Annotated in this window: 10 protein-coding genes and 1 pseudogene; 3 read left to right on the top strand and 8 right to left on the bottom strand. The window is 47.4% G+C overall.

Going from position 1 to position 13038, the window contains the following annotated elements; all coding sequences use genetic code 11:
• The first annotated feature begins 25 nt into the window (after positions 1 to 25).
• Positions 26 to 1522 carry an MFS transporter gene (locus C8R14_RS05540; RefSeq protein WP_011634779.1) on the top strand — a complete coding sequence of 499 codons (1497 nt, stop codon included), beginning with the start codon at positions 26 to 28 and terminating at the stop codon, positions 1520 to 1522.
• 109 nt (positions 1523 to 1631) lie between these two features.
• On the opposite strand, the gene C8R14_RS13720 is transcribed toward C8R14_RS05540, so the two are convergent.
• Together C8R14_RS13720 and C8R14_RS13715 are read right to left on the bottom strand one after the other, a co-directional pair.
• Positions 1632 to 1835, bottom strand: coding sequence for a tyrosine-type recombinase/integrase (locus C8R14_RS13720; protein WP_204987602.1), 204 nt, complete (start codon positions 1833 to 1835; stop codon positions 1632 to 1634).
• Positions 1836 to 1989: 154 nt separating this feature from the next.
• Positions 1990 to 2610 (bottom strand): site-specific integrase, encoded by a 621-nt coding sequence (locus tag C8R14_RS13715; protein ID WP_204987601.1) that lies wholly within the window; start codon positions 2608 to 2610, stop codon positions 1990 to 1992.
• Between the two features lie 385 nt (positions 2611 to 2995).
• On the opposite strand from C8R14_RS13715, the gene C8R14_RS05530 reads away from it, so the two are divergent.
• Positions 2996 to 3190 (top strand): Y-family DNA polymerase, encoded by a 195-nt coding sequence (locus C8R14_RS05530; RefSeq protein ID WP_011634780.1) that lies wholly within the window; start codon positions 2996 to 2998, stop codon positions 3188 to 3190.
• Positions 3191 to 3193: 3 nt separating this feature from the next.
• On the opposite strand, the gene C8R14_RS05525 is transcribed toward C8R14_RS05530, so the two are convergent.
• From C8R14_RS05525 to C8R14_RS05500, 6 genes are read right to left on the bottom strand one after another with little or no spacing between them, the layout of a single operon-like run.
• Positions 3194 to 4402, bottom strand: coding sequence for a PepSY-associated TM helix domain-containing protein (locus tag C8R14_RS05525; protein ID WP_011634781.1), 1209 nt, complete (start codon positions 4400 to 4402; stop codon positions 3194 to 3196).
• Positions 4403 to 4407: 5 nt separating this feature from the next.
• The gene (locus C8R14_RS05520; RefSeq protein WP_258332601.1) at positions 4408 to 6570 is read right to left on the bottom strand and encodes a TonB-dependent receptor; all 2163 of its coding nucleotides are present in this window, start codon (positions 6568 to 6570) and stop codon (positions 4408 to 4410) included.
• Between the two features lie 55 nt (positions 6571 to 6625).
• Complete coding sequence (locus C8R14_RS05515; protein ID WP_011634783.1) at positions 6626 to 7828, bottom strand: type III PLP-dependent enzyme; 1203 nt, start codon at positions 7826 to 7828, stop codon at positions 6626 to 6628.
• Positions 7825 to 9639: an IucA/IucC family protein gene (locus tag C8R14_RS05510; RefSeq protein WP_011634784.1), complete on the bottom strand. Its 1815-nt coding sequence runs from the start codon at positions 9637 to 9639 to the stop codon at positions 7825 to 7827. Before C8R14_RS05510 ends, C8R14_RS05515 begins: the two co-directional genes overlap by 4 nt.
• 9 nt (positions 9640 to 9648) lie before the next feature.
• On the bottom strand, positions 9649 to 10839 hold the full coding sequence (locus C8R14_RS05505; protein WP_082211260.1) for an MFS transporter: 1191 nt from the start codon (positions 10837 to 10839) through the stop codon (positions 9649 to 9651).
• Positions 10840 to 10863: 24 nt separating this feature from the next.
• On the bottom strand, positions 10864 to 12675 hold the full coding sequence (locus C8R14_RS05500; protein WP_011634786.1) for an IucA/IucC family protein: 1812 nt from the start codon (positions 12673 to 12675) through the stop codon (positions 10864 to 10866).
• A 203-nt stretch (positions 12676 to 12878) separates the two neighbouring features.
• Here C8R14_RS05500 and C8R14_RS05495 point away from each other — a divergent pair.
• Positions 12879 to 13038 (top strand): annotated as a pseudogene (locus C8R14_RS05495) (IS481 family transposase); the annotation flags it as partial.

Below are 13038 nucleotides of genomic sequence, written 5' to 3'. Positions count from 1 at the left end.
GACGGCTGCCTAGGCTGGCTATTCCGTGATCAGCATAGCGGCCAAGGCCACGCGGCGCGAATGGATCGGCTTAGCAGTAATCGCCCTGCCATGTCTGCTGTACTCCATGGATCTGACGATCATGACCTTGGCACTACCGACCATCAATGCAGCGCTGAACGCCACTAACGCACAGATGTTATGGATGGTGGATATCTATGGCTTCATGGTTGCCGGCTTCCTGATCACCATGGGTACTATCGGCGACCGCATCGGGCGACGGCGACTGTTATTGATTGGTGCAGCGGCTTTTGGCATTGTCTCGGTCCTCGCTGCACTGGTCAAAAGTGCCGGCACCTTGATTCTTCTTCGCGCCTTGCTCGGAGTGGCCGGCGCAACGTTGGCGCCGTCCACGCTCTCACTGATTCGCAATATGTTTCACAACAAGAACGAACGGACGACAGCTATCGGCATCTGGATGGCTAGCTTCTCGGCCGGAGCAGTAGTCGGCCCCTTGCTGGGCGGGATACTGATTACGCATTTTCATTGGAGCTCGATATTTCTCATCTCCGTACCTGCAATGTTGCTGTTGTTGGCACTGGGTCCCTGGCTGCTGCCTGAATATCGCGATCCGGCCCCGGGCCGTGTCGACCTGTGTAGCGTACTGTTATCGCTAGGCGCCGTATTGGCTGTTGTGTACGGTATAAAAGAGGGGGCAGGACAAGGGCTGAGTTGGTGGCCTGTTTTATCGCTGCTCGTTGGTGTGGCGCTGGCCGGAGTATTTCTGCATCGTCAGACGCGACTGGCCTATCCCATGGTGGATCTGCAGCTGTTCAGCAGGCCAGGCTTTTCCGCGGCCATGCTCAGCTACGCATTCGGCTTCTTTGTGTTGTTCGGACTCTCAATCCTTCTGACCCAGTATCTGCAACTAGTGCTCGATCTTTCGCCATTCAAGGCCGCCTGCTGGCTTGCGCCCTGGGGGGGTGCCTTCATGATTGGCTCCGCCACGGCACCGCGCATCGCACGCTATTGGCATCCCTGCCGCATCACCACCTGTGGCCTGTTGTTGTCGGCATTGGGATTTGCCCTGTTGACGCAAGTAGGTGGTTCGTCTGACAAGGAAGTAATTATTACCGGGACAGTGATGCTGGCGCTGGGGCTGACACCGCTGTTCACCTTCAGCGTCGAGCTAATCATCGCTCAAGCCCCTTCGGAGCGGGCGGGGGCTGCGGCAGCATTGTCCGAGACAGGCTCCGAACTCAGTGGTGCGCTGGGCATCGCCCTGTTGGGCAGCCTCGCTAGCCTGATCTACCGCATGGAGTTTTCTCCTGAATCATTATCGGGCGTGCCCGAAGATGCTCTCACATATGCAAATGGTTCCCTGAGCGCGGCGGTCGCCATCGCTGACAAATTACTGGAACCTGCAAGGATCGAGTTGCTTACTGCCTCACGGCACGCATTTACCGCCAGCATGCAATTCATTTCCGCAACGTCGATGCTGATCGTACTGGCGGCGGCGCTGATTTCCTGCCGCACATCTTGAGTCGCGGCAGACGAGCTTAGCACAATCACATTCTGACCAACATGGTCACGAACCTGTTCAACCATTGGGATAGTTAAATTCGCTTTAACAAAGATTTTCTTTATCCCCATCAATCATCCATCCAGTCGTTGAGTTCATCGTTGTAGGCCAACATCGCTTCTTCCGCGCATTCGTTGATCAAGTGCAGATAAATCATGGTCGTCTGAATCGAAGAGTGCCCAAGCTGACGTTGAACAAACACCAATGGGTCAATACCCGAGTTGGACCGCTGCATGGCGCAAAGTGTATGAGTGGCGTAGGTATGACGCAGCATGTGGGGATGAACCTAGATGTCGACACGCGCGTGGATAGCGTAGTGATTCAGGTCTCTCATAAACCTTCGGCTGACGTAAATGTCACGAGGTTTGGATCCCTTCGTTCGGATTCCATGTCCATCTCGGGGGTCGAGTCGAATGCGAATGTTGGCCTCACCGTTCGCAGAGAGATTGGGCACCATTACATACACCAGTGGGAATGTAGCGATTTCTTCTCGACGCAGACCTGTTTGCAGCACTAATTAATGTCTTAATCTCGTCTTTGGACAGAAATTTCGGAAGAGTATGGTGCTCTTTTAGGCTGACATCCCTCACCATGATTTTTCCGCCAGAGGCATCGGCGTGGGCAAAATAACCAGTTCGATTGATGTTGCGCTCTTCATAATCAAATGGAAGAGCATCTACCCAATCCTCATTGAAGGCGTATTTGTAGAATTCACAAACATATAGCAAGCGTTGGTTCACCGTACTGCGCGCGAACCCAATCGTATCCAGACAGTAGTCCCGATATGCTGCAACGAGGCTGTGTGCTTCTCCACGTTGAACATCACACCAATTCAATTCATGAGCCTGGAGAAAGCTGAAGTAATCATACATGGCCCTTCCAGTACTTAACCATGAGTGCCTTGATCCAATTGCACCGCGCAGGAGGTAATGCCGCATGAAGCTATTCGCATGGACGCAGCTTTCCATCAAGTCATACAGAAGAATGGGGAATCCAGGATAGGGCTGCCCCTTGAGCAAGAAATACTCGGTAGAGTAAATAAGTTCCATGGGTTCTTATCTGATGAAGCAGATCAAATGCCTTGATTCTTGAGTATTACGACTCTATACCTTTTTAATCCAATCCAAGAAGATACATGATAAGATCACCGCCCTCATCACTATATTCTGCGCGAGCGCCTCAAAACTTCGAACCAATGTGAAATAACTTAACACTCAGTCCAACAAAAAAACATATCAACGAGTTGTTCACTATCAGCACGAGGTTGGAAGCCACGGCTTTCTTAAGTGTGATTCATTAACGCTTCTGAGCAGATAGGCGAATCCATCTCCTACCAACGTATCAAAAAAGTTATCCATCGATTTTATTTTCCCCCAACTTCTTTCTGTTATTCGTCTCAAGGAGATAAGAAAGAGAATACAGCTATTCTAACGGATGGCAAGCCCCAGAAGAGTGCTTTATCGGGTTGCAGGGGACCCTGATGTGACTCGCAGGGCGCGTGAAACTCGCGCTAAAATCCTACAATGGACGGGCCTGTCCACCTGTATCGGTATTAGCCCGACTAAAACCCTGGCTAAACTTGCCAACCATATTACCGAGAATGCAGACAGAAAAACCCGGGTTGTATAGCATTTACTTGATCCTCCTGCTCTTGCATTTCTTGCGCCAGATAACAACACCCGTCATGGTTAGCATTGCGGTCAATATTCCCGTGATGCATATCAGTACACGTCCATATATACCTAATATCTGTCCACTATGTATTGGGAATTGCCAAGCAAGAAAACGATCCGCTCTGGTACCACTGTCATACCCTCGGCGCCCTGTCAATGTACCGGCGTTACCGTCAATGAACACCTGCTCCGTTTTGATCGCAAACACTTCGCTTCCCCTCCCCTTCTGATCAAAAGCCACGCGATATACATTCAGGGCAGGCATATACCTCACAAACGACAATTCCAGATTATCATTTCCAGCCGGCAACCACTGATGCACCACCAATACCGCATCTGAAAAACCCAATACTGGGTCAACACCTGATTGCAACGTCCCGGGCAGCGTTTTACGTGGATCAGGTGTCAAATCCCCGAACAATCCTACGATTGGCCTGAATACCTCCGCATTCAGGTTGAAATACGTGCCGCTCATTGCCATCATGAAGAGCACAGGCCACAACCACAGGCCACTTGCTCGGTGCAGATCAAAATTGAATCTGACCTGACCAGCCTGTCTCTTGATGCTCCACGATGGTTTCCAGCGCGACAACCAGTTTCTGCAAGAATTGTTCTTTTCCTTTGATCTCAATGGCGGAGGGAGTGTCAGATAAAAACCAACGAGACAATCCACCATCCAGATAAGGGCAATGCCGCCCAGCAACCAAACACCCCAGCGCCCCGGCAGGTAAAGATTAGTATGCAACCTATACACCATGGGAATAACATGTGCTCGATCCATGACAAACGCGCCGCGCACCCTCGCTCCCAGTGCCTCACCACTAAACGGATTCAAAAACAGCTCCCGCATCGTGCCCTGCTCCGTTTTCAGGTCAACCCTGATACTTTCTCCATGGTCACGCTTGATCCGTATCGTGATAATCTCAGCCTCAGGATCAAACTGCTGCGCATGTCTGGCCAGTGTATCCAGCGACAACACTGGCACAGCACGCTCTGGCACATGAAACAACTCTGGGTTTAACCAGGCATCTAGTTCGCGCTCAAAAGCAATCACACTGCCAGTCAATCCCAGCGCAATTAGAAAAACGGCAATGACCAGCCCGACATAACGATGTAACCTTACCCAAAATGATCTGGATCGCACACCTGAACGAATAGTAGATGTCATGGCAGTCAGAAATCCACCGTTGCCGACAACATCAACGTGCGCCTATCTCCCAATGTCAAACCACTGGCTGCTGCAGATGACCAGTATTGTTTATCGAATGCATTCAGAATATTGGCACGGATCGTCACAGGAGTTGCAATATGCCTTATCGCATATCTCGCGCCCAGATCAAACCGCACCCATGAGGGAATTTTCTGGGTATTCGCAGCATCCAGATATTGCGCACTCGTGTAGATGGAGCGCGCTGTCAGTGTCAACCCGGGAATAACTCTGATATCCCATTCACCACCCAGATTAGCAGCTACCTTGGGTACGCCTGGCGCAGTGTTTCCATCATTGAGACCCCCTGCTGTCTTGGTCAATTCACCATCAAGATACATTACCCCTCCCTGGATACGGACACCGGAAAATGGCTCACCAAACACATTCATTTCCACCCCTTGATTCTGTTGCTTACCATCCACAGCAAAAATAAGGGTTGCGGGATTGGTGAATCCGCTGGGCTGCCTGATTTTGAACAGGCTGACCGTCGTCATCAGCTTGCCGAAATCCATCTTGATACCTGCTTCCACCTGCTTGGTTCTGGACGGTGGAAAAATATCATTGATATTGACAGCCCCGGCGGCAGGCGTTGGTCCTTGGGTAAGCGCCTCGATGTAGTTGGCATACAGCGAGACTTTCTTCCACGGTTTGACCAGCAGCCCCACCGCAGGTGTTACAGCATCTTTATTATAATGTTTTGTCCTGGCACCGGTGACTGGACTATAGCCATTCACCTCCACCTGCTGTATGCGGGCTCCCAAAGTCAACTGTATCTGTTCATCCAGTATGGATAGGGTATCGGTCAGCGCAATACTCGACAGATGCGTTTTATTCACAATTGGTAAATGATGAGACAAGCCGCCCGTAACTGGCTCAGGATGTTCAACTGGATTAAAAATATTGGATTGGATACTGTCAAAACTCTGCCGCGCATTCCCATATTCCAATCGGAAATCACTCATACCCAAATTGATCGCATGCATGATAGCACCAGTTTCAAACATGGCATGCAGGCCAGCTTCTGCCGACAGCGCATTTTCCTTATACAAATACTGGAAGGGTTGCGTCATGAAATCCCCACCGGCATTCTTTACGCTCACTGTAGCCCGCATAAAATCGTTGTCTCCCCGCCTCGCACCAATGGCTGCATAGGCATTGAAAACCGGAGAGATATCGTATTCCACTCTAAATACGCCATAAATATCTTGAACATTCGCATCAGTCCACGATGGCGTCATACCAGAATCAACACGTCTAGCTGACGGAGGCTTCACTCCACTAACCACCCCAACCCGCTCCAATGGGGCCTCTACACGGCGATCCTGATAGGCAACATCTGCGAACAAACGTAACGCTTCTCCACGGAAATCCAGTGCCAGAGTATGGATGTTACGCCGTATGGATTGATGTCTGAATGGGGTATCACCATTCTGATAAACACTGTTAAGCCGGATACCTAGACGATTGTCCTTGCCAAAACGCCGCCCAATATCCACATGACCGCCAAATTGACTATCGGAGAGATAAGAACCGGTAAGCTGGATTACTGGCCTGTCAACTGCTCGCTTAGGCACGACATTGATTGTTCCGCCAACCCCACCGCTTGGCGCCATACCATTTAGTAAAGCATTCGGTCCTTTAATGATTTCCACACGCTCTGTCGCTTCCACCGGTATGGAATAAGTCGGCACAATGCCATACAATCCACCAAATGCCACCTCACTATTGAGCACCGTAAAGCCACGGATACTGAATTGCTCAAAGCGCCCGGAAGACGGATTGACGGATCTGACAGAAGCATCATTCAACATCACATCCGCCACTGTTCGTGCTTGCTGATCTTTGATCGTTTGTGCCGTATAACTCGTTATGCTGAAGGGGGTTTCCATCAAATCTTTGTTACCCAGTAATCCTACGCGCGCCCCTCGTGCCTGCTGTCCTCCCGTATACATACTAGGCAATTCATCTGGTCCCCTCCTGGTACTTCCCTGCACCTCGATCACGGGCAACTCCGTCACTGCTCCTGCCTTTTCACTCTCATCCTCTATAGCCAATCCCTCCATCGGCATAGTACCTAGCAAGGCACCGACCATGACGCTGACTCCATACATTTTATTGTTCGACATATTATAATTTTTGATAGTGTTGAAAAATAATGAAATAAATGGGGGGTACGCCAGCCTAAGCTGGCAAATAGATATGCTGGGGATGAGCATGACGCAGAAAATCATGGTGGGATATATGCCAGGCATATGCTCCTGCATGCGAAAACAGAACAATATCTCCCACTCGAATTTCACCCACCATTTCATCAAAAGCCAATAAATCCTTAGGGGTACACAATTGCCCCACAATATTGACCTTCCCATGCCTCAAACCAGGTCTGGAATATGGTTTCTTCCAGGTCGAGACAGGAATAACTTTGAATGGATGGCTATGATTTTGGGCATAAGGTGTACGAAAATGATGCGTACCTCCTTTCACTACGACATATGTTCCATTCCCCGATGTTTTGATGTCGATCACTTCTGCTACATATACGCCGCAGAAAGCAGAAACATACCGACCCATCTCAAACCGGATTTTTGGAATGTTTTTAGCGGCTCCAATCAGCAGATTGTTCAAGCCATGCGAAAAATGACACCAGTCAAACTGCTGATCGATGTCTTTGTAATTGACACCAATCCCACCTCCTACATTAATGTGATCTATAACAAGATTGAATTCCTCTTTCCATTTCACTGCCTGTTCGATATAGGCAGATAACAGGCGTAAATGTTGAGCGGCATCTAATTGATGTGAAAGTAAGTGAAAATGGAACCCCTGGAAATACAGACAATCACTGTTATCCCTCACCATTTTCAGGCAATCTGACAAATGCTCCACACTGATGCCAAATTGAGTCGGTTTCCCCCCCATCATGAGAGAAGTTGCTCGTAAATCTTCAAAATGAGGATTCACCCGCAACAAGATTTCCGCTGGCTGTTGATAGTGTCTTGCAATGTGCAACAATCTTTCTAATTCAAACCGACTCTCGATATGCACAGTCACATTGTTCAAGATGGCCAATTCGAGTTCTGTATCTAGCTTCCCAGGCCCGCTGAATATCAAAGGCACATCTGGAAAATTCTGCCGCACCCATTGAATCTCCCCCCCAGAAGAGGCTTCAAAACCATCTACATGTTCTGCCAACGCAGATAATATAGGCAGGTCAGAATTAGCCTTGATCGCATAAAAGAAATTCACTCTGTCCGGTAAGCTACTCTTGATATTTCTCGCATGAGATGCAAGTGCCCCAAGATCATACAAATAGGCGCATAACGATTTATCCGGATGAGCCAAATCATGGATGACCGATATGAATTTTTCAGCATCAAACATCATGACAACCTCCCCATCGGGTTAATCAGAGGCATATATCCGGCCAATTTGTCAGCCTGCATCCTGAATCGGTTGCTCAGATTCGCCTTGCTCGGGAATGCATGGCCATTGATCAACCCGTCAATTCTCCCTTCTGAAAGCGCTGTTCCGTAACGGGATTGATAATGCTTCAAATGATGCTTTACCTCTTGCCACAGTAAGCGTTCCAGATGCACATCACCCAGACTGATCTGATGGATTGCCTCACAAAAATTATTGACGAATAGGCAATAACAAATCCGATTCCAGCCTTGTTCAGAGGAATACCAAAGACTTTCGTGGGTTCGCGCACTGACTCCGGAAAGCTTATCCTCCGGGTATGATTCCAGAATCAGCTTGACACCTTCAAAATCCCTCAGATAGACATGAGTGGGTCTGTTATCAGAAAGTCCGATCACTACATTCTGCAAATGCGGCTCAAAAACTATGCCATGCGCAAAATAGCATTCGAGGATCGGATACATGACTTTCTGTACATAAGCAGAAAACCACCGGATACGAGTACTTTCCGAATTCTGCCCCTCAGCCTCGCTCAGGGCGGAAATGATGTCGCGTAAATAAGCGCATCCAAGTGTATGATTCCCAAACAGCGCCCCTGCCAATAAGGGCGTAACTCCGTTATCCAGATGTCGCTTATCGAAGTTCTTACGCAATATCACTCCGAACCCCTCTGTAACCTCCCTACTCGTATTCTCATCTGGCTCTTTCAAGTCGACAGACAAGAATGCGGGTTCTGCCAAAATAGACACGCCTGGGAATTTTTCAGAAATGGACTCCATGACCCCTGCCATGATTTTATTGATCTGTAACGCACTCTCCAGCTCATAAACTGCATTCTTGCGAATGCAGTTGGTCAATCTGACGTGTAATGAGAATTTGTAGAAATAGGGGTTTTCCGGTTGATACAGAGTACGTATTGATGATGTAGGATAAAAATGTTTTCCGGCTGAGCCAATATTTTTCAACTTCCCTTGACTGATCGCCGACCGGACAAGAGGATTGTCCAATAACCATTTGGCTTGCCATGGGTGACAAGGAACCAGAATATAAGGAAGATTTGGCCTGATTTCGGAAGGTGCCATTTGAGCAATGATTTCCGCACAATCAGATTCTATGGTCGTTTTCTGATAAACAAAATTTTCATGGACAGCAAAATAATGCAAAGGAAATCCCTGACCGAACTCGGGAGAATATTTCCTGAGATCATTTTGGCTGAAGCCTTGTCTGCTTTTTGGTGCAGGATGGAAAGGATGACCGTAGATCAAGGATTGCTCAGAACAGAGATATGCTTCCAGAGGATTCTCTGGCAATGTATCTCTTCGATCATCTTCAAGAATCTCGGCAGTAACACTGACGCTATCTTCAATCTGATCCAGCAATTCTTCATTAAAACTTTCATTATGCTTGATCGCCAGATCATGAATAATCAGGTGCGCCAGACCTTTCCAATCTTGGTGCATCCATGATTCCCCCGTTTTCTTGGAATATATCGAAGAAAGATATATAAAATTAGCCGTATCAGAATATCTTTCGACCGCCACAATGATTCGAGCCTTTATTCTCGACATGGATATTTCCAGCACCTGCTTACCCGCCAGAGCCAGCCTGATTGAAACCGGCCAACTGCCAATATCTCTAAGATTACATATTCGGGTTGCCTTCTCTGGCATTCCAACTTCCCTGCAATAACAATTCAATAGCGTTTCTGCACAACGCTGCCCTGCGATGACATAAGAAGCGGATACTTGCGGTAATTTATATGCAGGCACTGCCATAAAGCCTCCTTAAAATGATTGTTGAGTCTCAGATCGTGAACAGATTGAGAAGAAAAATACTAAGGCACAGATCATCAAAGCGCTCGATACCAGAAATGGTGCTTTGATACCTGCAATACCTACCAGAAAATCACCTGTAATCGCCCCTGCTGCCATGGCGCACCGGCCAGTCAACTCGAAACGAAAGAATGTTTTGGTAGCACCCAGGATTTGCGTCACACTGACCAGATATAGATTGATTCCTGTAAAAGAGATAAAAGTGCCCATCCCGATGCCAGCTTGGCAAATAATCACCATCATCCATTGCTGGCATTGCCATTGCCCTATCAGTCCGAGCATCACCAGCATGAATCCAGTGCATAACAGAGTCACATTTCTTAGTTTCCTGATAGGCTGCAATAAAGGAACGCTGCATAAATACGCAATACTGGGTATTGAGAACACAGTCCCCAAAAGCGAATCTGGTATGACCTTCACTTCTGTCTGCAAATACGTAATGAAATGGGGTGCATAAAGTGATGCTGAAAATAAAATCAGCACCTGCGCAATATATGGCTTCCATAGCTGATATCCATTTCCACTTCGCATCAGATCCTTTCCTGTTGCTTTCTTTTGAGAATTTTCTGATTCGCTCGGTAGTGATAATGTCAGCAGAAAAGCAGTAATCAGCAGCAAAAGGGCCAAGAGCAGATAAACCTGTAATGGCCTGCTGAAATAAAGAATGACACCTCCCAGTAGTGAAGGCCCAAGCACTGCAGCAACCCTGGTAATTAGCTGCAACGCTCTGATTCCCGTCACAAGCTCATCTTGATTGAGTCGACACGCCAAATAGCTGCTGGAAGTAGCAAATGTCGGTGCCACGAAACCTTGCAGAATCAGTCCGCACAAAAACATGGCAGGACTATCAGCCACTGACATTCCTGACATGATGACTGCCAATGCGATATGACTCGCAATAAGGGCTTTCCTTTCCCCGATTCTTGTAGTCAGCACCATACGCAACGGGTAACCAAGGAATGCTGCAAGCACTGGCGCTGCATAGCATATCCCCAGATATGACAGGCCATCCGGGAAACTGCCTGTCAGAATCGTGGATAAGAATGGCGGAATGCTGAATGCAGCAAACATGGCCGAGAAATGGCCTGCGGTCACCAGTTTTAGGAAATACCCGTTACGTCGCATAGCATTCCTTGCTTTCATGACAAATCAATTGTCAGGCTGGAATCAGAAGCTACGTTTCAGGGGATTCATCACATGCTGATAAGCATTTTCGCTAGTATCAGCAAATATTTTCTTTCTGGAAAACTGGCTCAATCTGATTTGAGTCTGAAATAAATCCAGCGCGTTGTATCGCTTATCCAACTCAGGGAATTTGTCCTGGTAATCTTCAATGACACGAGAGGCCATTTTCCAGAACTCGGATTCATCAAGCCCTTGATGCATATGCAGGAAACGGGCAATTTCAGCCAGATGGACAAAAAATATCGCATCATGCAGATACCAAACCAACTCCTGCGGAGTGGCATCCAGTACGGATCTTTCACCGGGAGTCAACCGATATTTCGGAGCATCCAGCAACATGGGGCAGGATGCCGGCTTCTGAAGATAATCACGCGCAAATCTGATTCCTCCCGGCAGATCCCTAACTGCCACCCTGACAGGCAATCCATCCCGGAAGAACAGAATAGTATTTTGCGCATGCGCCTCAAACCCGATACCGTGTGCATACAGCAAATGTATGAATGGCTTGAGCAAAACATCGAGCAACTTTTCTGTCCATGCCTGCAATCCATATGCAGCAATCCAGTCATCCGATACGGACTTGTTCTGAGAATCCAGAAAACACAGTGCCGTAGCAGGTATGGCAAATTCTTCCGGCTGGAGATACGTATGGATGCTTTCCCGCCATATCGTACCGATTAACCCGAATTTTCTTCTTTCTACTATTTCAGGCAGATGAGATTTGTCATCATAAATACCAGCCACCTCTTTGATAAAATTAAACCTCAATTCATCCTTCAGATAGAGATCGCTTTGCAGTATGGAAGCAAGCCATTGGGAAATTATTGCGCTATTGGCAACGTTATGCGGGGAAAGCAGACGATCAGCAGATGTATTAATGATTGATAATGCAATCTTGACTGTATGGGCACTCTTCCTGGTCTGATTGGAGAGAGATCTTAGGGATTGTTGTGGACTGTACTTATCTGTATGACTTCCCAGGAATATTACATCTCCATTGGCAATATCATCTACATATTCAAATACAATCTTTTCCTTCCATTGCCACGGATGTACTGGTAGATAAATATAATCTTCTACTCGCTTGCCAGCATTGATGATGATTCGGGCAAATTCATCCAGATATGTTTGCTGCAATTCATCTGCAATCAACTTGTCAATGTTCAATCCATCAAGTGTATAGATTTTTGCCCGATCTCTACGGATCGCCAGCCATGTCAAATTAATCAGACTACCAAAATCATTGGTGTATTCCTGATTCTCCTCCAGATTGAATCCCATTCTGGATTTGTAGCAAGGGTGATATAGATGCCCATTGAATACCGCCGTTTCATAAGCATCAAAAACAGAATCTGATGTATTCAAATCCGCAATCTTCAGATTTGAATTAAATCTTAATGCTTCCGCATTTTTTGCAACTGTATTGTTCAATTCAGAGATAAAAAAGCTGTATTTATTCTCTTCCCCATCAATTTCTGGTGCGATCTCTCCAAGGAATAAGGCAATCGATAGCGCCTCACCCCTCGATTGTTCTGATATTCTGATGACAGGATCTTGTAACCTGATTCTGCCGTAACTGACAGTCCTCACTCCCTTGGTTAAATAACTGACAGATTTTCCATTGGCATCTATCGCTTTAATGGCGTACTCGGAACAACCTATCGAAAGCAACCTCTCCGAATACTCAAGAATGTTCTCGAACAGCATGGATTCAAGAAGCTGTCGCAAAGTCCGGCGACGCGCAGCAAGATAATTGGGGTTTGGTGCCTGAAGCAGAATTTCCCGATCATCCATCCTTAGTTAACTCCTTTTTATTTTTATAATTTATATGATAATAATCATATAAATTATAACTATTTCTATTATCATATTCAAGCATTAGCTATTACTGACACAACACGCTGACAGCAAAAACTACTACCACTTACCTTGTTCCCTAGGTGTTTAGTCCCACGGTGTGCTGGTGTAACATATAACCAGCTACGGAGGGATGATTTATGGGACAGATATTACACGGAAGCGCCCGCACGACAGCGGCGGTACGTCGAGCGATACAAAATAGTCAAGAGAGTCTGAATGTTCTGGCCAAGCGGCATGGGATTAATCCAAAAACGGTAGCGAAGTGGCGGAAGCGGGAATTCACCCACGATGCACCGA

This window comes from Nitrosomonas eutropha (assembly GCF_003201195.1).
Classification (GTDB): domain Bacteria; phylum Pseudomonadota; class Gammaproteobacteria; order Burkholderiales; family Nitrosomonadaceae; genus Nitrosomonas; species Nitrosomonas eutropha.
This window is presented reverse-complemented; position numbering and strand designations above follow the sequence as displayed.